This is a genomic window from Streptomyces sp. NPDC015346 (assembly GCF_043078785.1).
Classification (GTDB): Bacteria; Actinomycetota; Actinomycetes; order Streptomycetales; family Streptomycetaceae; genus Streptomyces.
The window spans coordinates 479451-502102 of the sequence record NZ_JBIBTW010000003.1 but is presented as its reverse complement, the minus strand read 5'-3'; the positions used below and the strand labels follow the sequence as shown (position 1 = coordinate 502102).

The 22652-nt window shown below is 72.3% G+C and carries 18 protein-coding genes; 11 read left to right on the top strand and 7 right to left on the bottom strand.

The window, feature by feature from the left end:
• The first annotated feature begins 137 nt into the window (after nucleotides 1–137).
• The 4 genes from ACF06X_RS13105 to ACF06X_RS13090 all read left to right on the top strand — a co-directional run bounded on the left by ACF06X_RS13105 (nucleotide 138) and on the right by ACF06X_RS13090 (nucleotide 5481).
• A complete protein-coding gene (locus ACF06X_RS13105; RefSeq protein ID WP_392287324.1) occupies nucleotides 138–1139 on the top strand; it encodes a carbohydrate ABC transporter permease in 1002 nt (333 codons plus the stop codon).
• Nucleotides 1140–1143: 4 nt separating this feature from the next.
• Nucleotides 1144–2058 (top strand): carbohydrate ABC transporter permease, encoded by a 915-nt coding sequence (locus ACF06X_RS13100; RefSeq protein ID WP_392287323.1) that lies wholly within the window; start codon nucleotides 1144–1146, stop codon nucleotides 2056–2058.
• 71 nt (nucleotides 2059–2129) lie between these two features.
• Nucleotides 2130–3572, top strand: coding sequence for a GH1 family beta-glucosidase (locus ACF06X_RS13095; protein WP_392287322.1), 1443 nt, complete (start codon nucleotides 2130–2132; stop codon nucleotides 3570–3572).
• A 154-nt stretch (nucleotides 3573–3726) separates the two neighbouring features.
• Entirely contained in the window at nucleotides 3727–5481 is a 1755-nt protein-coding gene (locus ACF06X_RS13090; RefSeq protein WP_392287321.1) for a VanW family protein, read from the top strand.
• Here ACF06X_RS13090 and ACF06X_RS13085 read toward each other — a convergent pair.
• Nucleotides 5468–6322 (bottom strand): ketose-bisphosphate aldolase, encoded by an 855-nt coding sequence (locus ACF06X_RS13085; protein ID WP_392287320.1) that lies wholly within the window; start codon nucleotides 6320–6322, stop codon nucleotides 5468–5470. The two genes, ACF06X_RS13090 and ACF06X_RS13085, sit on opposite strands and share 14 nt — an antisense overlap.
• The gene (locus ACF06X_RS13080) at nucleotides 6322–7290 is read right to left on the bottom strand and encodes an SIS domain-containing protein (RefSeq protein WP_392287319.1); all 969 of its coding nucleotides are present in this window, start codon (nucleotides 7288–7290) and stop codon (nucleotides 6322–6324) included. The genes ACF06X_RS13085 and ACF06X_RS13080 overlap by 1 nt, the downstream gene beginning before the upstream one ends.
• A gap of 153 nt (nucleotides 7291–7443) precedes the next feature.
• Between ACF06X_RS13080 and ACF06X_RS13075 the strand changes: the two genes are divergently transcribed.
• Entirely contained in the window at nucleotides 7444–8247 is an 804-nt protein-coding gene (locus ACF06X_RS13075) for a DeoR/GlpR family DNA-binding transcription regulator (RefSeq protein WP_392287318.1), read from the top strand.
• A 162-nt stretch (nucleotides 8248–8409) separates the two neighbouring features.
• On the opposite strand, the gene ACF06X_RS13070 is transcribed toward ACF06X_RS13075, so the two are convergent.
• Nucleotides 8410–10473, bottom strand: a complete 2064-nt coding sequence (locus ACF06X_RS13070; RefSeq protein ID WP_392287317.1) for a phosphocholine-specific phospholipase C — start codon at nucleotides 10471–10473, stop codon at nucleotides 8410–8412.
• Nucleotides 10474–10925: 452 nt separating this feature from the next.
• Between ACF06X_RS13070 and ACF06X_RS13065 the strand changes: the two genes are divergently transcribed.
• From ACF06X_RS13065 to ACF06X_RS13055, 3 genes are all read left to right on the top strand, one after another.
• Nucleotides 10926–12011, top strand: coding sequence for an N-acetylmuramoyl-L-alanine amidase (locus ACF06X_RS13065; RefSeq protein WP_392287316.1), 1086 nt, complete (start codon nucleotides 10926–10928; stop codon nucleotides 12009–12011).
• A gap of 140 nt (nucleotides 12012–12151) precedes the next feature.
• Nucleotides 12152–13813, top strand: coding sequence for a serine/threonine-protein kinase (locus ACF06X_RS13060; RefSeq protein WP_392287315.1), 1662 nt, complete (start codon nucleotides 12152–12154; stop codon nucleotides 13811–13813).
• The gene (locus ACF06X_RS13055; protein ID WP_392287314.1) at nucleotides 13810–14430 is read left to right on the top strand and encodes a hypothetical protein; all 621 of its coding nucleotides are present in this window, start codon (nucleotides 13810–13812) and stop codon (nucleotides 14428–14430) included. Before ACF06X_RS13060 ends, ACF06X_RS13055 begins: the two co-directional genes overlap by 4 nt.
• A gap of 33 nt (nucleotides 14431–14463) precedes the next feature.
• Here ACF06X_RS13055 and ACF06X_RS13050 read toward each other — a convergent pair whose 3' ends face one another.
• The 4 genes from ACF06X_RS13050 to ACF06X_RS13035 all read right to left on the bottom strand — a co-directional run bounded on the left by ACF06X_RS13050 (nucleotide 14464) and on the right by ACF06X_RS13035 (nucleotide 18882).
• Entirely contained in the window at nucleotides 14464–15903 is a 1440-nt protein-coding gene (locus ACF06X_RS13050) for a DEAD/DEAH box helicase (RefSeq protein WP_392287313.1), read from the bottom strand.
• A 91-nt stretch (nucleotides 15904–15994) separates the two neighbouring features.
• On the bottom strand, nucleotides 15995–16198 hold the full coding sequence (locus ACF06X_RS13045) for a cold-shock protein (protein WP_142215547.1): 204 nt from the start codon (nucleotides 16196–16198) through the stop codon (nucleotides 15995–15997).
• A gap of 309 nt (nucleotides 16199–16507) precedes the next feature.
• Nucleotides 16508–17272 carry a pyridoxamine 5'-phosphate oxidase family protein gene (locus ACF06X_RS13040; RefSeq protein ID WP_392287312.1) on the bottom strand — a complete coding sequence of 255 codons (765 nt, stop codon included), beginning with the start codon at nucleotides 17270–17272 and terminating at the stop codon, nucleotides 16508–16510.
• A 50-nt stretch (nucleotides 17273–17322) separates the two neighbouring features.
• Nucleotides 17323–18882 (bottom strand): globin domain-containing protein, encoded by a 1560-nt coding sequence (locus tag ACF06X_RS13035; RefSeq protein ID WP_392287311.1) that lies wholly within the window; start codon nucleotides 18880–18882, stop codon nucleotides 17323–17325.
• Nucleotides 18883–19513: 631 nt separating this feature from the next.
• Between ACF06X_RS13035 and ACF06X_RS13030 the strand changes: the two genes are divergently transcribed.
• The 3 genes from ACF06X_RS13030 to ACF06X_RS13020 all read left to right on the top strand — a co-directional run bounded on the left by ACF06X_RS13030 (nucleotide 19514) and on the right by ACF06X_RS13020 (nucleotide 22652).
• Entirely contained in the window at nucleotides 19514–20959 is a 1446-nt protein-coding gene (locus ACF06X_RS13030) for a glyceraldehyde-3-phosphate dehydrogenase (RefSeq protein WP_392287310.1), read from the top strand.
• Nucleotides 20960–21237: 278 nt separating this feature from the next.
• A complete protein-coding gene (locus tag ACF06X_RS13025; RefSeq protein WP_392287695.1) occupies nucleotides 21238–21909 on the top strand; it encodes a dienelactone hydrolase family protein in 672 nt (223 codons plus the stop codon).
• 53 nt (nucleotides 21910–21962) lie between these two features.
• A complete protein-coding gene (locus tag ACF06X_RS13020; protein ID WP_392287309.1) occupies nucleotides 21963–22652 on the top strand; it encodes a phosphoribosyltransferase in 690 nt (229 codons plus the stop codon).

Genomic DNA, 22652 nt, shown 5'->3' with positions numbered 1-22652 from the left:
GTCCGGCTGTACCGCCGTACCGCCTCCTTCTTCGCACGCACCGCACGCACCGCACGCACCGCACGCACCGCACGCACCGCACGCACCGCACGCACCGCACGCACCGCACGCGCACCCACACCGAAGGGACGCCCCTCGTGGCCACCTCCCTCCGGGCCGCGGCCGACGGCACTCCGCCGCCGGCCCCGCCCTCCTCTCCCTCCCGCCGCGGCACGCCTCCCCCGCACAGCGGTCGGCGCAGCCGGCTCTACCGGTGGGACCTGCGGCTGAGCCCGTACGCCTTCGTCGCCCCCTTCTTCCTCACCTTCGCGGCCTTCGGGCTCTTCCCGCTGCTCTACACCGGCTGGCTCTCGCTCCACCGGGTCGAGCTCGGCGGCGACGCGGAGTGGCGGGGCCTGGACAACTACGCCCACCTCGCGGACAGCGAGTTCTTCTGGAACGCCCTGGCCAACACGTTCACCATCGGGGTGGTCTCGACCGTCCCCCAGCTGCTGATGGCCCTGGGCCTGGCCCATCTGCTCAACTACAAGCTGCGCGCCCGCGGTTTCTTCCGGGTCGCGGTGCTCGCCCCGTACGCCACCTCGATCGCGGCGGCGACGCTCGTCTTCGCGCAGCTCTTCAACACCGACTACGGCCTGATCAACACCGTGCTGGGCTGGGTCGGTTTCGACCCGGTGGACTGGGAGTCCTCCAAGTGGCCTTCGCAGATCGCCATTTCGACGATCGTGACCTGGCGCTGGACCGGCTACAACGCGCTGATCTACCTGGCCGCGATGCAGGCGGTGCCGCAGGACCTGTACGAGGCGGCGGCGCTCGACGGGGCCTCCCGGTGGCGGCAGTTCCTCAGTGTCACCATTCCGTCGATCCGCCCCACGATCCTCTTCACGATCATCGTGTCCACGATCGGCGCCACGCAGCTCTTCGGCGAGCCGATGATCTTCGGCGGCAGCCTCGGCGTGAGCGGCGGCAGCGGCAACCAGTTCCAGACGCTGAGCCTGCTGATGTACGAGAAGGGCTGGGTGACCGGCGCGCTGGGGCAGGCGTCCGCCATCGCCTGGGTGATGCTGCTGCTCCTGCTGCTGATCGGGGCGGTCCGGATGCTCTTCTCCCGGGTGAACCGCAAGAAGCTGGGGGCCTGACCTCATGACCCACACCACCCTCGCGCCGCCGGCCGGCGTCGAGACACCCCCGCCCGTCAAGGTGAAGCGGCGCTTCGGGCGCCCGTCCGCCGGCCGGCAGCACCACGCGGGCCCGCTGACCTACGTCCTGCTGGGCCTGGCCGCCCTGGTCTCGCTCTTCCCGCTGTACTGGAACCTGGTCGCCGCCTCGCACTCGGGCGAGCGCGTGGTGGAGGCTCCGGCCCCGCTGCTGCCCGGTCCCCGCCTCTTCGACAACCTCACCTTCGCCTGGAACCAGGTCGACATGGGCGAGGCGCTGATCAACACGACCGTCGTCGCGGGCCTGGTCGCGGTGTCCACGGTCCTCTTCTCCACCCTGGCCGGCTTCGCCTTCGCCAAGCTGCCCTTCAAGGGCCGCAACGCCATGCTCGCGCTCGTGGTGGCGACGATGACGATCCCGCCGCAGCTCAGCGTCATACCGCTCTACCGGATCATCACCGACCTGGGCTGGGTCGACCAGCTCCAGTCGGTCGTCCTGCCGTCCCTGGTCGCCGCGTTCGGCGTGTTCTTCATGCGGCAGTACCTGATCGAGGCGCTGCCGGTCGAGCTGGTCGAGGCGGCCCGCATGGACGGCGCGCACAGTCTGCGGATCATCTGGCACGTGGTGTTCCCGGTGGCCAGGCCCGCGATGGCGGTGCTCGGGATGCTGGTCTTCGTCCAGGCCTGGAACGACTTCTTCTGGCCGTTCATCGCCCTGACCCCGGACGGGAACCCGACCCTTCAGGTCGCCCTGGCCGGCCTCGGCTCGGGCAACCACACCGTCGACCAGGCGATCGTGCTGACCGGCGCGCTGATCTCCACGCTGCCGCTGCTGCTGGTCTTCGCCGTGCTCGGCAAGCACATCGTCGGCGGCATCACCTCGGGCGCCGTCAAGAGCTGACCGGGCCGCCACGTCTCCGGGCCGCCGCCCCCTTCCGTACGTACACTCCTCTCACTCGGGAGCACTTCCGCATGACCGCGACAGATCCCCGCCCCCACACGACGACCCGCCGGTTCCCGGCCGGATTCCTGTGGGGCGCCGCCACCGCCGCGTACCAGATCGAAGGCGCCGCGGCGGAGGACGGCCGTACCCCTTCGATCTGGGACACGTTCTCGCACACACCGGGGAAGGTGTTCGAGGGGCACACCGGTGATGTGGCCGTCGACCACTACCACCGCTTCCGTGACGATGTCCGGATGATGGCGGACCTCGGCCTGAACGCCTACCGGTTCTCCGTGTCCTGGTCCCGTGTCCAGCCCACCGGACGCGGCCCCGCCGTCCAGAAGGGCCTGGACTTCTACCGCCGGCTCGTCGACGAGCTGCTCGCCGCCGGCATCGAACCGGCCCTCACCCTCTACCACTGGGACCTTCCCCAGGATCTCGAGGACGCGGGCGGCTGGCCGGAGCGGGCGACCGCGGAGCGGTTCGCCCAGTACGCGGGGATCGTCGCCGGGGCCCTCGGCGACCGGGTGACCCGCTGGACGACGCTCAACGAGCCCTGGTGCAGCGCCTTCCTCGGCTACGGCTCCGGGGTCCACGCCCCGGGCCGGACCGAGCCGGTCGCCGCCCTGCGCGCCGCCCACCACCTCAACCTCGGTCACGGCCTCGCCGTCCAGGCGCTGCGGGCCGCGCTGCCGGCGGACCGGCAGCTCGCCGTCTCCCTCAACCTGCACGAGGTCCGCCCGCTGACCGGATCGGCCGAGGACCTGGACGCGGCCCGCCGGATCGACGCCGTCGGCAACCGGGTCTGGCTCGGCCCGATGCTGGAGGGCGCCTACCCGGAGGACCTGTTCGCGGACACCGCGTCCGTCACCGACTGGTCCTTCGTACGGGACGGTGACACGGCCGCGATCAACCAGCCGCTGGACCTGCTCGCGATCAACTACTACACGCCGACGGTCGTCTCGCACGTCGCGGAGGGCGAGGAGAAGCCGCAGGACGACGGCCACGGCAACAGCGCGCACTCTCCCTGGCCCGGCGCGGACTCGGTCGCCTTCCACCGGGCGCCCGGCGAGCTGACGGCGATGGGCTGGGCCGTCGACCCGAGCGCTCTGTACGACCTGCTGACCCGGGTCTCCGCCCGCTACCCCGGCCTGCCGCTGGTGATCAGCGAGAACGGCGCCGCGTACGAGGACGAGGTGGGCGCGGACGGCACCGTCCACGACCCGGAGCGCGCCGCCTATGTCCACGCGCACCTGGACGCCGTGCACCGGGCGATGGAGGAGGGGGTGGACGTGCGCGGCTACTTCCTCTGGTCGCTGATGGACAACTTCGAGTGGGCCTACGGCTACGCGAAGCGGTTCGGCGCGGTCCACGTCGACTACACGACCCTGGCCCGTACGCCGAAGTCGAGCGCGCAGTGGTACGGACGGGTGGCGCGGTCGGGGGAGCTCGTCGCGCCCGAGGAGGGTTGACCAGGCCCCGGGGGGCGCCACCCGTCCAGCGTACGGGTGGCGCCCCGCCTGCCGTGCGTAAGGCCAGGTCAGCGGCTTCCGACATGCGTCGGGCACCCGCTCGGCGTAACGTCGCGGGTGTATCGCGGGTCCCCGACCGCACCCGGGAGGCTGTGTGCGCGGCTCCAGGCACGGCGACGCTTCGTATCCGTCCCGCTCGTCCCGCTCGTCCCGCCGCGGCCGGCGGACCCGGGTCGCGGTGACGGCGGCGGGGGCGGTCCTCGTGGCCTTCGGGGGCCTGTATGTCGGGGGGCTCGTGGCCACCGGTGACGACATATCCAGCGGCACCCGGGTGGACGGGGTCGACATAGGCGGCATGAGCCGCGACGAGGCCCGGCGCAAGCTCATCGACGCACCGCCCGCCTCGTGGACCGAGCCGATGGCCGTACGGGTCGGTGAGAGCACCGGAACCGTCGAGCCGGCCGCCGCGGGTCTCACGGTCGACGCGGCGAAGACCGCCGAGCGGGCCGCGGATCCCTCCCGCGACCCGGTCACGGTGATCGGCCGGCTGTTCTCCTCCCAGGACCGTGACATCGAGCCCGTCGTGGCGTTCGACGAGAGCAAGGCGCGGGCGCGAATGGCCCGGACGGCGGAGATGTTCGACCGAACGACGGTCGAGGGCGCGGTCTCCTTCAAGGACGGCAACGCCGTGGCGGTGCAGCCCCGTGACGGGGTGAAGCTGGACGTCGACGGCGCCGTCGACACCTTGCGCGCGGCCTATCCGGGCATCGGCCCGCGCCCCGTCGTCCTGCCGGCCACGGTCACCCGCCCCAAGGTGGGCGCGGCGGAGGTCGCGCGCTTCATGAGGGAGTTCGGCACCCCCGCCATGTCGGGCCCGCTGACGCTCACCACCGACGGCGCGCGCCTGCGGATCGCGCCGGCGACGCTCTCCGACCATCTGAAGGTGGCCGCGGACGACAAGGGCCGTCTCACCGCCTCCCTCGACGCGCAGGGGCTGCGGAAGGACCCGGACGTGGCACGCCCGCTCGAAGCGATCGCCACAGGGCCGGTCGAGGCCGAACTCGGCGTACGGAACGGCAAGGTGGTGGTGGAGTCCGACGGCCGGCCCGGGCACGAGGTGTCGGCGAAGGCGCTGGGCGACGCCGTCCGGCCGCTGCTCCCGAAGACGGGCGCCGCCGCCAGGACCGGGCCCCTGGCCACCGAGCTGATCCAGCCGGAGCTGACCCGGGAGTCGGTGGCGAAGCTCGGCATCCGGGAGCAGATGTCCACCTTCACGGTCCACTTCCCCAAGGCGCCCTACCGGACGATCAACATCGGCCGGGCGGTCGAGCTGATCAACGGCTCGCTGGTGCGGCCGGGGGAGGTCTGGAGCTTCAACCGGACCGTCGGCGAACGCACCAAGGCCAACGGCTTCGTGGACGGCACGATGATCCTGGACGGGCAGTACCACTCGGCGCCGGGCGGCGGTGTCTCCGCCGTGGCCACCACCGTCTTCAACGCGATCTTCTTCGCCGGGGTCAAGCCGGTGGAGTACGGCGCGCACTCGTTCTACATCGAGCGCTATCCGGCGGGCCGCGAGGCGACCGTCGCGTGGGGGACGCTGGACCTGAAGTTCCGCAACGACTCGGGCAACGCGATCTACATCGAGGCGAGTTCCACGGACTCGTCGGTGACCGTCAGCTTCTACGGCACGAAGAAGTACGACTCCGTGGAGGCGGTGGAGGGTCCCCGCACCAACCTGACCGAGCCCGGCGAGCGGAAGGGCACCGGCCCCAAGTGCGAGCCGCAGACCCCGCTGGAGGGCTTCGACATCACGGTGGACCGGGTCTTCCGGGACGACGGGGAGGAGGTCGGCCGGGAGACCTTCCGTACCCACTACACCCCGCGCGACCGCGTCACGTGCGACTGAGTTCGACGTCGGCGGCGAGGACCTGGAGCAGGTGGGTGACCTCGTGCGCCACGGCGTCGCGGGCGGGGCCCAGATAGCGGCGCGGGTCGACGGTCGCCGGCTGCTCCTCCAGGTGGCTCCGTACCGCCCGGGTGAACGCCTTGTTGAGGTGGGTGGCGACGTTCACCTTCGTCATCCCCGCGCTGACGGCCCAGGCGAGGTCGACGTCGCCGACACCGGACGAGCCGTGCAGGACGAGGGGCACGCCGACGGCCTCCCGGAGCCGGGCGATCAGTTCGAAGTCGAGGACGGCGTCGCGGGTCACCATCGCGTGGGAGCTGCCGACGGCGACGGCGAGGGAGTCGACGGCGGTGGCCTTGACGAAGGCGCGCGCCTCGTCGGGGTCGGTGCGCGCGCCGGGGGCGTGGGCGCCGTCCTTGCCTCCGACCTCGCCCAGTTCGGCCTCCACCCAGACGTCGTGGCGGTGGCAGTAGTCCGTCGTCTCGCGGGTGGCGGCCAGGTTCTCCTCGTACGGGAGTTTCGAGGCGTCGAACATGACGGAGCGGAAGCCGAGGGCGACCGCCTCCCGTACGAGCTCGGTGGACTCGGCGTGGTCCAGGTGGACGGAGACGGGGACGGCGGCCCGGCGGGCGATCGCGAGGGTGGCGAGCCCGATCGGTTCGAGGGAGCCGTGGTAGCGGGCGGTGTTCTCGCTGATCTGAAGGATCACGGGGAGACCGGCGGCCTCGGCCCCGGCGACGATGGCCTGGGCGTGCTCGATCTGGACGACGTTGAACGCGCCGGCGCCGGCGTTCCGCTCGCGCGCGCCGAGGACGATCTCGTCGGTGGTGGTGAGCGGCATCAGTCGTTCTCCCCGACAGTGACGGGGGTGGCGGTGAGGACGACGGAGCGGGTGAGGTTGCGGGGGCGGTCCGGGTCCTGGCCCTGCGCCTCGGCGAGCAGGACCGCGAGGCGCTGGGCGCGGATGAGGTCGGCCATCGGGTCGAGCTGGTCCGCGCCGGTGCCCGACTCGGCGACGAGGGTGCCGCCGACGCGGGCGACGTCGTCGGCGAGACCGGCGGGGACGGCGCCGAAGGCCCAGGCCACGCGGCCGGGGGCGGTGATGCTGATCGGGCCGTGGCGGTACTCCATCGCCGGGTAGGCCTCCGTCCAGGCGCCGGCGGCCTCGCGCATCTTGAGGCCGGCTTCGAGGGCGAGGCCGTAGGTCCAGCCGGTGCCGAGGAAGGTGAACTGCTCGGCGTCGGTGATGTCGGCCGCGAGGGGTGCGGAGACGGCCCGTTCGGCGTCCCCGGCCGCCTCCTCCACCGTGCGGATCCCGGCCGGGAGGGCGTCCTCGGCCTCCAGGTGGGCGCGGAGCAGGGCGAGGGCGGTGGTGGCGAAGCGGGTCTGTACCACCGACTCCTCGTCGGCGAAATCGAGGACGGCGACGGCGTCGGCCGCGCGCATGACGGGAGTCGCCGGGTCGGCGGTGAGCGCGCCGGTGGGTACCGATCCCGCGAGCTCGCCGAGGAGGTCGAGGACCTCGGTCGTGGTGCCCGAGCGGGTGATCGCCAGGACCCGGTCGTAGCGGCGCCCGCGCGGGAACTCCGAGGCGGGGAACGCGTCGGTCTCGCCGTGGCCGCCGCTCTCGCGCAGCTGGGCGTAGGCCTGGGCGATGAACCAGGACGTGCCGCAGCCGACCACGGCGACGCGCTCGCCCCGGGAGGGGAGCGCCGTGCGGTGCTGGGGCAGGGTCTCGGCTGCCTTGCGCCAGCAGGCGGGCTGGGAGGCGATCTCGACGGCGGTGCGGGAGGGACCCGAGGTGGGCACGTGCGACTCCTTCACAAAAGACAATTTCTGCTCACTCCTGCTCCTGGAGGGGCAGTTTCAAGCAACTTCGAGCATCCGATGCTGCGAAGTATCCATCACCCGAGGCCTCCGGTCCAGGGAAGTCCCCCTCGCGTCGGCGATAGGATCCCGCTCATGTCCAAGCACGAGCGGTGGAACACGCTCCTCGAACTGCTCGCGGCCACCGGCAGGCTGGAGGTCGAGGAGGCCGCGGCCACCCTCGGCGTCTCCCCCGCGACGATCCGCCGGGACCTGGACGAGCTCGCCGAGCAGCGCCTCCTCCTCCGCACGCGCGGCGGGGCCGTCCCGCAGGGCGTCTCGTACGAACTTCCGCTCCGCTACAAGTCCTCCCGGCACGCCTCCGAGAAGCAGCGCATCGCGGCGGCCGTCGCCGAACTGGTCCACGAGGGCGAGGTGGTGGGGCTCAACGGCGGTACGACGACGACGGAGGTGGCCCGGTCGCTGGCGCTCCGCTTCGCCGGCGGCGGCGGGCCCGAGTCCCCCGCGTCCCCGCGCTCCCCCGCTCTGACAGTGGTCACCAACGCGCTGAACATCGCCGGCGAGCTGGCGGTACGGCCCCAGATCAAGATCGTGGTCTCGGGGGGCGTGGCCCGCCCGCAGACGTACGAACTGGTGGGCCCGCTGGCGGCCGGCGTACTGAACGAGGTCGTGCTCGACGTCGTCGTCCTCGGTGTCGACGGCATCGACCCCGAGCTGGGGATCATGGCGCACCACGAGGACGAGGCGGGCATCAGCCGGCTCCTCGCCGAGCGCGCCAGCCGGGTCGTCGTGGTCACGGACTCCTCCAAGCTGGGCCGGCGCGCCTTCGCCAGGATCTGCGGGCTCGACCGCGTGGACGTCCTGGTGACGGACGCGGCGATCCCGGCGGAGACGGTGCGGCGGCTCACGGACGCCGGGGTGGAGGTCCTCCCCGTCTGACCGCCGGTCCGCACCGCGCTCCACCGGGGCCGGCCCGGGACCGGCTCCGCGGCTCAGCCCGCGCCTCGGGCCACTGCCTCGGGCCGTGTCTCAGGCCGTGCCTCAGGCCGTGTCTCAGGCCGTGTCTCAGGCCGTGTCTCAGGCCGTGTCTCAGGCCGTGTCTCAGGCCGTGACGATGCCCGGGTCGCTGACGCCCGGCGCGCCGGTCTCGACATGGCCGGCGAAGCGCCGCAGGAACGTGGCGTTCGCGTCGGAGACGACCGACACGTCGTACCAGCGCCGGCTCCCGCGCAGATCCATGGTGTGCGTCACCGTGGCGCCCCTGACCACCTTGAAGGTCTGTGTGCCACCCCCGTAGGCGGCGGCCCGGGTGACCTTGAGGTGGACATCGACCGCGCCCGGGTTGGTCATGGTCAGCACCAGGTTGCCGCTGACGGTGTCATGGCGTGCCGTCACCTCCGGTCCCGCGGTCTTGCCCGGCCCCTTGAAGGCGCGCAGGAAGCCGTTGGGGCCGGTCACCGTCAGGTCGTAGACCCCGGCGGAGTACGCGGTGTTCCACGTGTCGGCGAGGCTCTTGCCGGGGCCCGCCGTGTAGGTCCACGGGCCGTCGGTGCGGCCGAGGGCGGTGACATGGAAGAAGGCGCCGGCCTTGGCGCCGGCGCCGAAGGTGAGGGTGTAGCGGCCGGTCGAGGGGGTGGAGGCGCCGTCCACGTACAGCTCGTAGGGCAGCGCCCTGGTCGGGCGAGCGCCGGGCTCCTGGGCGGGCAGGACCGGCTTGGCGGGCGGCTTCGGCACGTAGCTGGGGTGACGGTCGCCGTCCGGCGGCCGGTAGCCCGCGGTGTCCGGCAGGGCCGCCGGCGCGGTGTCCTCGAGGCCGAAGTCGAAGGCCGAGGTCAGGTCGCCGCAGATGGCCCGGCGCCAGGGGGATATGTGTGGTTCGGTGACTCCGAAGCGGCGCTCCATGAACCGGATGATCGAGGTGTGGTCGAAGACCTCGGAGCAGACGTAACCGCCCTTGCTCCAGGGGGAGACGACGAGCATCGGGACGCGCTGGCCGAGGCCGTAGTGGCCGGCGGCGTACCGCGAGTCGCCCGGGAAGTGGTCGAGGGTGGTGTCGACGGTCGAGAGGCCCTGGGCGGCCGAGGCCGGCGGGTAGGGCGGGACGACGTGGTCGAAGTAGCCGTCGTTCTCGTCGTACGTGATGAACAGCGCGGTCCTGCTCCACACCTCGGGGTTGGAGGTCAGCGCGTCGAGGACCTGCGCGATGTACCAGGCGCCGTAGTTCGCGGGCCAGTTGGGGTGCTCGGAGAACGCCTCGGGCGCGGTGATCCAGGAGATCCGCGGCAGCCGGCCGGCGGCGGCGTCGGCCCGCAGGACGTCGAAGAGCCCGTCGCCGTTCTTGACGTTCGTGCCGGTGCGGGCCTTGTCGTACAGCGGACTGCCGGGCTGGGCGTTGCGGTAGGAGTTGAAGTAGAGGAGGGAGTTGTCCCCGTAGTTGCCCCGGTAGGCGTCGTCGATCCAGCCCCAGTGGCCTGCCGCGTCCAGGCCGTCGCCGATGTCCTGGTAGATCTTCCAGGAGATCCCGGCCTGTTCCAGACGCTCGGGGTACGTCGTCCAGCCGTACCCCAGCTCCTCGTTGCCGAGGACCGGCCCGCCGCCGGTGCGGTCGTTGCCGGTGTAACCGGTCCACATGTAGTACCGGTTGGGGTCGGTGGCCCCGATGAAGGAGCAGTGGTACGCGTCGCAGACGGTGAACGCGTCGGCGAGCGCGTAGTGGAACGGGATGTCCTCGCGGGTCAGGTACGCCATCGTGCCGGCCGACTTCGCGGGGATCCACTGGTCGTACTTGCCGTTGTTGAAGGCCTTGTGGCCGCCGGCCCAGTCGTGGTTGAGGCCCGCGATGAACTGCATGCCGAGGTCCTCGGCGGTCGGGTGGTACGGCAGGACCTCCTTGCCGCCGTCGCGCTGGTACCACACCGGCTTGCCGCTCGGCAGGGTGACCGGGCGGGGATCGCCGAACCCCCGGACACCGTTCAGTTTGCCGAAGTAGTGGTCGAAGGAGCGGTTCTCCTGCATCAGCACGACGATGTGCTCGACGTCGGCGAGGCTCCCGGTGGTGCGGGCGGCGGGGATGGCGGCGGCCCGCGCGATGCTGCTCTGGAGAGCGGCGAAGCCGGCGGTGGCACCGGCGATCTGGAGGAACCGGCGCCGATTGAGTTCGGTCATGTGTCTGAGCACCTCTGATGGATTCCGGGGGACGGTGTGGTGAGCGAGCCCAAGATCAGTCGGTGGGAGGACGGGGGCGTGTCGTCGACGCGTGGGGGCGCGGTAGAGGACGTGAACGCGGGAGAGAGCGGACGTCCCCACGGCCGGGTTCACCGTAGGGGGCGGCCCACGGTCGGTCCACCACGCCCGCGCCCGCGAGGCGAAGAGTCCATGGACTCGCACGAGAAGTCCATGCCCGGCGTCGTCGCGCGACACGGATCACGCCCCGAGGCGCCCGGGTGCGCCCCGGCCCGCCCCGGGACGCGACAGGGCCCGCGACACGGCCCGCCCCGGGGCGCCGGATCTGCTGAGTCGCCGTCAGCGGCGCCTAGCGTCGTCGGGGTGGGGCCGCGGCCGTAGCGAACGCGGACCCGCCGCCCCGGCCTTCCCCGTCGTCAGCAGAAGGAGCGCTCGTGCCGTTCACCGATCCCCACCCTGCCGCGCCGGGCCGCCGCTCGGTTCTCACCGGGGCGTTCGCCCTCACCGCCGGTGTCCTGATCCCGCTCGGCGCGGCGGCCCCCGCGCGGGCGGCCGGCGCGGCGGGCCCGGTGATCGCCGACTGCGCCGCCTGGGACGCGCGCCCGCCGAGCAGCCCCGTCACGGTGCTGAGCACGCCGCCGCAGAAGATCATCGTGCATCACACGGCCACACCGAACACGAGCGACTACTCGGCGGCGCGGGCCCGTTCGCTGGCCCGCGGCATGCAGCGCGACCACATGGACCGGCGTGGCTGGGCCGACACCGGCCAGCACTTCACCATCAGTCGCGGCGCCCACATCCTGGAGGGCCGCCACCAGAGTCTGGCCGCCCTCCGGGAAGGCAGCCGGCAGGTCGAGTCGGCGCACTGCCACGGGCAGAACTCCGTGGCCGTCGGCATCGAGAACGAGGGCGACTACACGTCCACCGAGCCCCGCCACGTCCAGTACGCCGCGCTGGTCGACCTGTGCGCCCACATCTGCCGGCGGTACGGGCTCCGCCCCTACCAGATCTACGGTCACCGCGACTTCAACGCCACCGACTGTCCCGGCGACCGGCTGTACGCCCTGCTGCCGCGGCTGCGCCGGGACGTCGCCGCCGTGGTCGGCGGCGATCCGACCGCGCCCACGTGGCCGGTCGTCCGCCGCGGTGACTCGGGCTCCCGGGTCCGCGCCCTCCAGCATCTGCTGGTGGGGAACGGCAGATCCCTCACGGTCGACGGCTCGTTCGGGGCGGACACCGAGACGGCCGTACGGGACGTCCAGACCGGCCGGCACGCGACCGTCGACGGGGTGGCCGCACATCAGGTCTGGCACCAGCTGGTGGTGCCCGTCGAGCGGGGCGAGAGCGGCGCGACGGTGAGGGCCGTCCAGACGCTCCTGGCGTCGAAGGGCGCGGCCACCGCGGTGGACGGCATGTTCGGCTCCGGCACCCGGAGCGCGGTGACCGCCTTCCAGAACTCCCGGGGGCTGCCGGCCGACGGTGTCGCCGACGCCCGCACCTGGGGCCGGCTCCTCGGCTGACTCCCTCCGTCCATGGCTCTGGCGGCCGCGTCTTCCGAGCGGTCGGGAACCGGTCGTGGCCGGAATCTGTCCCCTCTGAGGAAGGCGAGTGAACCATCGCACGGCGGGCGCGGGGGCGCGGCCGCCACCGAGGGGGCGGGATGGACGCGTGGACGGTCCCCGGGTACACCGAGTACCGGGAGTTGGGTTCGGGTGGCAGCGGGCGCGTCGTCCTCTCCGTCCATGACGCGACCGGCGTGCCGGTGGCGGTGAAGTACCTCGCCGAGCGCATGCGGGCCGACGCCGCCTTCGTGCGGGGTTTCCGCGCGGAGGCCCGGCTGCTCGGCGGCCTGGACACGCCCCATGTCGTGCGGTTCTACGAGTACGTGGAGGCCCCTCGGGGCGCCGCGATCGTCATGGAGCTGGTCGACGGGGTCGCCCTGCGGGCGCTGCTGTCCCGGGAGGGAGCCACCGGCCCCGAAGCGGCCCTTGTCGTCCTCAAGGGGTCGCTGCTCGGGCTGGCCGCCGCGCACCGGGCGGGCGTGGTGCACCGCGACTACAAACCCGAGAACGTCCTGGTCGCGGCCGACGGCTCGTCCAAGCTCGTGGACTTCGGGATCGCCACGGACCACGGCAGCACGCCCGGGGTCGCCGGCACTCCCGCGTACATGGCTCCGGAGCAGTGGAACGGCGAGCCCGCCTCGCCGGCCGCGGACGTCTACGCGGCGACGGCGACGTTCTTCGAGTGTCTGACCGGCCGTAAGCCGTTCGTGGGCGAGAACCTCGCCGAGCTGGCGCTGCGGCACATCGAGGCGCCCGTGCCGGACGCGGACGCGCCCGAACAGCTGCGTCCCCTGATCCGGCGCGGTCTGGCGAAGGTCCCGCGTGAACGGCCCGTGGACGCGGCGGTGTTCGTCGCGGAGCTGGAAGCCGTCGCCACGGCCGCGTACGGGCCCGACTGGGAGGAGCGCGGTCAGCGGAAGCTCGCCGCGCTCGCCGCCCTTCTGCCGCTGCTCTTCCCCTCCTCGGGCGGGCCGGCCACGGGGACGACCTCGGTCGCCACGACCACCGTGCCGCCGCCGCGCCCCCGGATTCCGAGAGGCCGGCCGGGGGTGTGGCCGGCCGCCGTGGCGGCGCTGATCCTCGGCGTTCTGGCCGCCGTCGCCGCGCGGGCGGGCGATGAGGGACCGGGCCGTACGACGGCGCAGGCCTTCGCCACCGCCCGTACGCTCCCGAGCCCCTCGCCGAGCGATCCGGCACCGACCGATCCCGCACCGTCGTCCCCGGCACCGTCGTCCCCGGCTCCTTCCTCTCCGGCTCCCTCACCGACGGCGGCTCTCCCGTCCTGGGCTCCGTCCTCCACTCCGCCCACGGCGGCGCCCCCGAGCGGTCCACCGTCGAGCGCGCCGACCACCACCACGCCGACCACTCCCCCGCCACCCCCGCCCTCCCCGCCTCCCCGCACGGAGCCCGGGTCGGCGCCGCCGAGTGCCCGGCCCGTCGCCGTGAAGGAGGTGACGGTCACCGGGCTCCGTCAGACCGGCCCGGGAGAGGCCGAGGCCACGTTCGAGGTCGTCACCGACGGCCCCGGACCGGTGACCCTGTCCCTCACCTGGTTCACCGGCGACACCAAGGGCGAGCTCGGCGCACCCGACGGCTCGGAGAGCCATGAGCGGAGCGGTGCGACGCGGTACACGGTCACGCTCACCCACGCCTTCCAGGGCCGGGGGTGCTACTGGGGTGTGCGGGCGACCACGAGCCCCTCGGCCGCGAACGGCGGTTCCACGCAGCAGATCCTCACCAGGCGGTGCACGGTCTCATGAGCGGATTCGACCCCGACGAGTACAGCGCCACCGTCCTCGGCAGCCACTGGTTCGAACGCCCGGCCCACGACGCGGCTCCGGACCGTGTGGAGGGCGAGATCCTGCGCTTCGGTCCGGGGGTGACGGCGGCCGCGCTCGCCCGCCCCGCCGACGGGCTCACGACGGCCCGGATCTGGCACGGGACCCTGCCCGGCCACGGCGGCGGCACGCCGCCCCCGCCTCGCCCCCGGCGACTGCGCCGGTACGCCCTGGCCTGTCTGGTGCTCCTCGCCGTCCTGGCGTTCCTCGCCTGGCAGCGCCTCGGCCCCGAGGTGTCCGTCCGCCGGGTCGCGGTCGTCGCCCCGGGAGGGACGGTGGGCTGCGACGCCACGGCGGAGGTCGTGGGCGTGGTGGACACGGACGGGCGCCCCGGCACGGTGACGTACCGCTGGGAACGCAGCGACGGCACCTCGTCGGGGCTGCTGCGGGAAAGAGTGGCCCGCCATCAGGAGCAGGCGCGGCCGCGGCTGCTCTGGACCTTCCACGGCCGGGGCGAGCACCGGGCGACGGCCCGGCTGGTGATCGTCTCGCCGAGCCCGCACACCGCCTCGGCGGCGTTCACCTACCGGTGCGGCTGAGCCCCGCGGCGCCACGGCGCAGCGCGGGGGCGCTCACGCGCCGCGGCGGATCCGGGCGGCCTGGCGGGCCTCGGCCGTCTTGCGGGCCTCGGCGGACCGGCGCGACTCGTTCTTCGCTCGTCCGGGCCGGCCGGGGACGGTCCCGATGCCCCGGAAGGGGGCGCCGCCGCGCGGGGGGCGTTCGGTGGTCGGCGCGCTGCCGTCGACGGGAACACCGGAGGGGGTACGGGCGCCGGTGATCCGGGTCAGTTCGGCCTCGCCGGAGCGGACCTGGGTGACCTGGGCGTGGATGCCGGCGTCCGCCATGAGCCGGACGACGTCGCGGCGCTGGTCGGGCAGGACCAGGGTGACGACGCTGCCGGACTCGCCGGCGCGGGCGGTGCGGCCGCCGCGGTGCAGGTAGTCCTTGTGGTCGGCGGGCGGGTCGACGTTGACGACGAGGTCGAGGTCGTCGACGTGGATGCCGCGGGCCGCGACGTTGGTGGCCACCAGGACGGTGACCTCGCCGGACTTGAAGCGGTCCAGGGTGCGGGTGCGCAGGGGCTGTGACTTGCCGCCGTGCAGGGCCGCCGCCCGTACGCCGCTGCCCAGCAGGTGCTTGGTGAAGCGGTCGACGGCGTGCTTGGTGTCGAGGAACATGATCACGCGCCCGTCGCGGGCGGCGATCTCCGTGGCGGTGGCGAACTTGTCGGCGCCGTGCACCTGCAGCACGTGGTGGTCCATCGTGGCGACGGCGGCGGCCGAGGGGTCGACGGAGTGGACCGCCGGGTCGTGGAGGTAGCGCTCGACCAGGAGGTCGACGTTCCGGTCGAGGGTGGCGGAGAACAGCATCCGCTGGCCCTCGTGGTGCACCTGGTCGAGCAGCGCGGTGACCTGCGGCATGAAGCCCATGTCGGCCATCTGGTCGGCCTCGTCCAGGACGGTGACGGCCACCCGCTCCAGGCGGCAGTCCTTGCGCTCGACGAGATCCATGAGCCGGCCCGGTGTCGCGATCACGACCTCGGCCCCGTCGCGCAGCGCGGCGGCCTGCCTGCCGATCGACATCCCGCCGACCACGGTGGCCAGGCGCAGCTTCAGCGCCCCGGCGTACGGCGTGAGCGCGTCGGTGACCTGCTGGGCCAGTTCGCGGGTGGGGACGAGGACGAGGGCCAGCGGCTTGCGTGCCTCGGCGCGCCGCCCGGCGGTGCGCAGGAGCAGCGGGAGCCCAAAGGCGAGTGTCTTGCCGGATCCGGTCCGGCCGCGTCCCAGGATGTCTCGTCCCGCCAGGGCGTTCGGCAGGGTGGCCGCCTGGATCGGGAAGGGCTGGTCGACGCCGAGGCGGGTGAGCAGCTCCAGCACCGTGGACGGCAGGCCCAGCTCGGCGAAGCTCGCGGCCGGGGGCAGGGCCGGGGTGTGGCTGACCGGCGTCGCGAATTCGTCCCTCGGCGCGGGGCCGCGCCGCCGGGTGCTGTTCGTACGGGCTGAGCTGTTCAATGGGGACCTTCCGAAAATGCCGGGCAAATGCAACGAGCCGGGGCCCCCACCACACGGGTGAGGGCCCCAGCTGCGTCAAGACGCGTCAGCGTCAGGCGGGAACGATGTTCTCCGCCTGCGGGCCCTTCTGGCCCTGCGTGACGTCGAAGTTCACCTTCTGGCCTTCCTGGAGCTCACGGAAGCCGGAGGTGGCGATGTTGGAGTAGTGGGCGAACACGTCCGGGCCGCCACCCTCCTGCTCGATGAAGCCGAAGCCCTTTTCCGCGTTGAACCACTTCACGGTGCCAGTAGCCATGTCAAATCTCCTTCGGGGCAGTGCCCCAGAATTCACACTGTGTGAATTCCGGCGTCGCCGCGATGATTGCCCCGTCCGGAAAACCGTACTGAAAACAAAAAAGTGCCCGACGATGTCGAATCGTCGAAGGCACTTGAAGTTTATTGGGAACCACAACTGCAACTGATCTCGACTGTAGCACGGCGTGGGCGTCCGCGCACGGAAATCGACTTTCGTGTGCACCGCGGCGTGGTGAATTTTCGCCGCCGCGGTGCACCGCGGCCGATGCCCGGCCGTCATGCGGCCGTCACGTCGTGGTCACCTCGCCGGTCAGGCGGGGACGTTTCTGCGGAACCAGCCGGTGAAGGCCTGGTCCTCGGCCGCCGCCGGCTCCTCGGCCTTGGCCAGCACCCTCGCGGCCTCCTCGCGCCACGCCGCGGCGTCCGCGCGCGCCGAGGGGACGAACGGGCCCCGCTCGGCCGCTTCGGCCGCGGCGCCGAAGAAGTCGCCGCCCTTGCGCTTGACGTCGTCCGTGCCCCACGCCCGGCCCCGCTCCCCCACGGGAACCCTCTGGAGGTGCGGGATGTGCTTGGCGCAGTGGATGTACGCCTCCTCGACGGTGACCTCGACCCAGAGCAGGGCCCGGCGGCCGGGCACCGGATCCACCGGCAGTCCCGCGTGGGCGCGGCGCATCTCGTCGTCGGGCACCACCCGCGCCCGGCCGTTGACATGCAGTCCGATGCGGTCCCGGAGGAAGTCGACCATCAGGATGCCGACATGGGGGTTCTCCTCGATGTTGCCGAGGCTCGCGAGCACGCCGTTGCCCCGGTACTCCGGGTAGGCGAGGGTGAGGTCGTCGAGCACCTGGAGGAAGCCGGGCGGGCCGGCCCGGAAGGTGTTGTCGCACTCGCCGTGCCGGTCGGCCGTCGCGAGGAAGAACATCTCCTGCCGTGCGACGAACTCCCGCATCCGGGGGTTGAGCCGGTCGAGGACCTGGTCCGCGTAGAACCGGTCGGCGCGCTCGGTGGTGCCCATGCGCTGCTGGACGAGGTGTTCGCCGTCACTGCCGGGGCGGGTGGTGCGTACCGGCGGCATGGGCCGGTCCTCCGTCCGCTTCGGCTCGTGCCCAACTTGTTCGAATGTGCTCAATTCCGTGCCCCGACCAGTTCTTCGATGGAGTCGTGCCGTATGCGGTGGGAGGGGATGCCGATGCCCCTCAGGGTGTCCACGCCGCAGCGGATCATGGCCGCGGGTCCGGACAGGTAGGCATCGTAGGAGTGCCACGGGCCGTACTGGCAGACGGCCTCGGGAAGTTGCCCGCACAGATCGCCCGCCGGGCCCTCGTCGACGACCGGGCGCACCGAGAGCCAGGGGTGCGACTGCTGCATGCGGAGCATGGTGTCGATGTCGTACAGGTCGTGGTCGCGGCGGGCGCCGTAGAAGACCTGGACGGGCCGGCGGCGGCCGTGCCGGGCCACGTCCTCGACCAGGGCCTTGATGGGGGCGATGCCGGTTCCGCCGCCCAGGCAGAGCAGCCCGTTGTCGGTGCTGTGGTCCACCGTCATGGAACCGGTGGGGGGACCGAGCCGGATCACGTCCCCCGGGCGGGCCCGGTGCACGAGCGCGTTGGAGACCCAGCCCGCCGGGACGGCCTTGACGTGGAAGGAGAGCAGTCCGTCGGAGCGGGAGGCGGAGGCGAAGGAGTAGTTCCGCCACACGCGCGGCCACCAGGGCGTCTCCAGGGCGGCGTACTGGCCGGCGAGGAAGGGGTAGGGCTGGTCGGGCCGTACGGTGACGACCGCGATGTCGGCGGTACGCATCTCGTGGGCGACCACCTCCGCCTCCCACCAGGCGGGCGCGCGCAGCTCGTCCTCGGCGGCGGCGTCGATCATGATCTGGGAGATCGCGGTGTAGGCGCCGACCCAGGCCGCCTGCGTCCGAGAACTCCAGGTCTTCGGGGCGTAGCGGGCGAGGGCGCCCAGGAGGCATTCGCCGACGGCCGGATAGTGCTCGGGCCGGGTGCCGTACTTCCGGTGTCCGCGCCCGAGGTGGGAGAGGTACGTGGTGAGGGTGGCCGGGTCGTCCACGTGGGTGGCGGCGGTGAGCAGCGCCTTGAAGAGGCGGTCGCGCTGGGTGTCCATGGCCGCCGGGAAGAGGGCGCGCAGGTCGGGGTGCTGGAGGAAGAGCAGCGCGTAGAAGTGCGAGGTGACCTTGTCCGCGATGGGCTCGATCTCGTCCATGGTGCGGCGGATGAGCGCGGCGTCGGAGGTGTCCTCGGGTGCGGGCCCGAACGTGGGCGTGGGGGCCGGCGCGGGTCCGGGCGCCGCCGCGGGTGCGGGCGCCGCCGTGGGTCCGGGCGCGGCCGTGGGTCCAGGCGCGGCCGTGGGTGCGGACGCCGGGGACGACGGCGGTGCCGGGGGCGACGGGGGTGCCGTACGGCCTCGGTCGGCGCCGGTGCCCACCGGGCGTATCGGGGTCACGGGGCGGCTGGGTATCCGGTCCTCCGCCGCTCGGCCGTCCTCCTGGCCCGGCCGGCCGGGTCTCCCGCCCGAAGCGGGGCTCGGACGCGCACTGGGACCGGGGCTCGGAGCGGAGCCGGGACTCGCACTCGGACCGGCTTTCGGACTCGGACCGAACCAGCCCCCATTCGCCTTGCTGCCGCCGGAGCCGCTCTTGCCGGCCGACGTGCTGGTCGGAGCATCCATGGGTTTGCCTCGCCTCGAACGTCTTTCCGTCGCCCTTCGCACTGCGAAGTCCGACTGTGCCCCTATTTGCCTTCCTCTTTCAGAATTCCTCGGAACTCACACCCATCTCCCCAAAGCACGTGGTATGCGCGGCACTTGGCGCGCCGCCACCCCTGCCACCCTGGGGGCGTGGACATTTGACAGGCGTACAGGGGTACGAACGGGCTCGACCATACCCCCCTCGCCTGAACTCCGAGCGGGATGCCCCGGGCGGTCGGCCCCGGCCGTTTTCCCGGTATTCGGACTTCTATGCACCTCAGCGGCCAGGACGGCGAACGAAGTTACCGATGGGTTCAAGGGATGCCACAAAGCACCCGAGACCCATGTGTGCGGATTCGGCCGAAGAAAAAGCCGCTCACCCCCGCCTGCCGCCCCCGTCCCCTCACAGGTTTCGTCCGTCATCTTCACGTTCTCTTTTCACTGGCGTCGCAGAGCGTGACGAGCGTCACACCGCCGGACGTCCCGCTCGGCGCACCCACGGTCCGGCGACGCCGCCGCCGGGCGGGGCTGGACGCGATGCCGGAGGCCCTTTGAAGGACCGTTCCGGCGTGGGGTTAGCATATGAGCGCCGCCTAGCTCGAAAGATAAACTTGTGACTGTCAATGAGGACTCGTTCACGAACTGGAAGACCCGCGAGGAGATCGCGGAGTCGATGATCCCGATCGTCGGGAAGCTGCACCGGGAGCGCGACGTCACCGTGCTGCTCCACAGCCGCTCCCTGGTGAACAAATCGGTGGTCAGCATCCTCAAGACCCACCGATTCGCCCGGCAGATAGCCGGTGAAGAGCTGTCGGTCACCGAGACGCTGCCCTTCCTGCAGGCTCTGACCACGCTGGATCTCGGCCCCTCCCAGATCGACATCGGCATGCTCGCCGCGACGTACAAGACCGACGACCGCGGTCTGTCCGTCGCCGAGTTCACCGCCGAGGCCGTCGCCGGCGCCACGGGCGCCAACAAGATCGAGCGCCGTGAGGGACGCGACGTCGTCCTCTACGGCTTCGGCCGCATCGGCCGGCTCGTCGCCCGCCTCCTCATCGAGAAGGCCGGATCCGGCAACGGACTGCGGCTGCGCGCCATCGTCGTGCGCGGCGGCGGCGAGGCGGACCTGGTCAAGCGCGCCTCCCTGCTGCGCCGCGACTCGATCCACGGCCAGTTCCAGGGCACGATCACCGTGGACGAGGCGACGAGCACGATCGTCGCCAACGGCAACACCATCAAGGTGATCTACGCGAACGACCCGTCCGAGGTCGACTACACGGCGTACGGCATCAAGGACGCCATCCTCATCGACAACACGGGCAAGTGGCGTGACCGCGAGGGGCTTTCGAAGCACCTGCGCCCCGGCATCGACAAGGTCGTCCTGACGGCCCCGGGCAAGGGCGACGTCCCGAACATCGTGCACGGTGTCAACCACGACACGATCAAGCCGGACGAGCAGATCCTGTCCTGCGCCTCCTGCACCACCAACGCGATCGTCCCGCCGCTGAAGGCCATGGACGACGAGTACGGCGTGCTGCGCGGCCACGTGGAGACCGTCCACTCGTTCACCAACGACCAGAACCTGCTGGACAACTACCACAAGGCCGACCGCCGCGGCCGCTCCGCGCCGCTCAACATGGTCATCACGGAGACCGGTGCGGCCTCCGCCGTCGCCAAGGCGCTGCCCGACCTGAAGGCGCCGATCACCGGCAGCTCGATCCGCGTCCCCGTCCCGGACGTCTCGATCGCGATCCTCAGCCTGCGCCTGGGCCGCGAGACCACCCGCGAGGAGGTCCTCGACCACCTCCGCGACGTCTCGCTGCACTCGCCGCTGAAGCGCCAGATCGACTTCACCACCGCCCCCGACGCCGTCTCCATGGACTTCGTCGGCTCGCGCCACGCGTCCATCGTCGACGCCGGCGCGACCAAGGTCGACGGCGACAACGCGATCCTGTACCTGTGGTACGACAACGAGTTCGGCTACTCCTGCCAGGTCATCCGCGTGGTCCAGCACGTCTCGGGTGTCGAGTACCCGACGTTCCCGGTCCCGACGGTCTGATCAGCGTCTGATCAAGCCCTGATCCAGCTCTGATCAAGGTCTGATCAAGGTCTGATCAAGGTCTGATCGCGACCGACGGTCCACCACGTCCGGCGGGTGGCGGTGGGCGGTGACCGATGCCGAGAGGCATCCGGTCACCGCCCCCGCCACCCGCCGTTTTCGTGTGCATACCGGGCCGCCTGAGGGATACCCGCACTGCGATGGACGCCTCGGCCCTGCCCGCTCCGGCGCCCGTGCCGCGCGCGCCGCGCCTTGCCGGGAAGGAGAGGATGACGGTGGTGACCTCGCAAGCGGTTTCCATACCTGCCGACGGATCGGCGATCGCCGGTGACCTGGTGCTTCCCCCGGAGGCCGGAGAAGTGGTGCTCTTCGCCCACGGCAGCGGCAGCTCGCGGCACAGCCCGCGCAACAGAGCGGTGGCCGCGGCCCTCCAGGACGCGGGGCTCGGCACCCTGCTGATGGATCTGCTGACCGCGTCGGAGGAGCAGGTGGACGTGGTGACGGCCCAGCACCGCTTCGACATCGGACTGCTCGGACGGCGGCTGGTGTCGGCGATCGACTGGCTCGGCGCACAGCCGGCCACGGCGCGGCTTCCCGTGGGCCTCTTCGGCGCGAGCACCGGAGCCGCCGCCGCTCTGGTGGCGGCGGCCGATCGGCCGGGGGCTGTCCGGTCCGTCGTGTCCCGCGGCGGCCGGCCCGATCTGGCCACCGGCGCGCTGAGCCGGGTCCGCGCGCCGGTCCTCCTGATCGTGGGGGGCGAGGACAGGCAGGTCCTGGAGATGAACCGTGAGGCGGCCGCACAGCTGACCGCCCCGTACCGGTTGCACGTCGTTCCGGGAGCGACGCACCTGTTCGAGGAGCCCGGAGCCCTGGAGGCGGTCGCCGCGGCGGCCCGTGACTGGTTCCTGCGGCCGGGAGCCCCCGAGGAGCCGCCGCCCCCGGGTCCGTAACCCCATCGGTCCGTCCGTACGGTCCGTACGTCCGTTGCCAAGGAGGACCCCTGATGCGCTTCTACGACCATCGGCAGGCGGGTGAGGAACTCGCCCGCCGGCTCCTCGCGTGGGCGGCCGACGCCGACCTCACCGACGCGGTCGTGCTGGCACTGCCGCGCGGCGGCGTGCCCGTCGCCGCGGAGGTCGCCCGCGCCCTCGGGGTGCCGCTCGACGTGCTCGTGGCCCGCAAGATCGGCGCGCCGGGCCATCCGGAGTTCGGGATCGGGGCGATCGCGGGCGAGGACCCCCCGGTCTTCGACAGCCGTGCCCTGCAGATGCTCGGGCTGGCCGAGGACGAGCTCGCCTCCGACGTGGCCCGGGAGCGGGCCGAGCTGCACCGCCGCGAAGACCTCTACCGCGGGGGACGCCCACCGCCCGACGTCGAGGGCCGGACGGTGATCCTCGTCGACGACGGGCTCGCCACCGGTGTCACGGCGCGTGCCGCCCTGCGCCACCTGCGCTCCCGCCGCCCGGCCCGCCTGATCCTGGCCGTGCCGGTCAGCGCCCCCGACGCGGTGGAGACGATGAGGCGCGAGGCCGACGACATCGTCTGCCTCTTCCAGCCGGATTCCTTCCGGTCGGTGGGTGAGTGGTACGAGGAATTCGCCCAGGTCTCCGACAACGAGGTGATCGCCACACTGCGCCGCCCCGGTTTCGTCGGGAGCGGCCCGGGAACCGGACCCACATCCGATCGGAGGTGA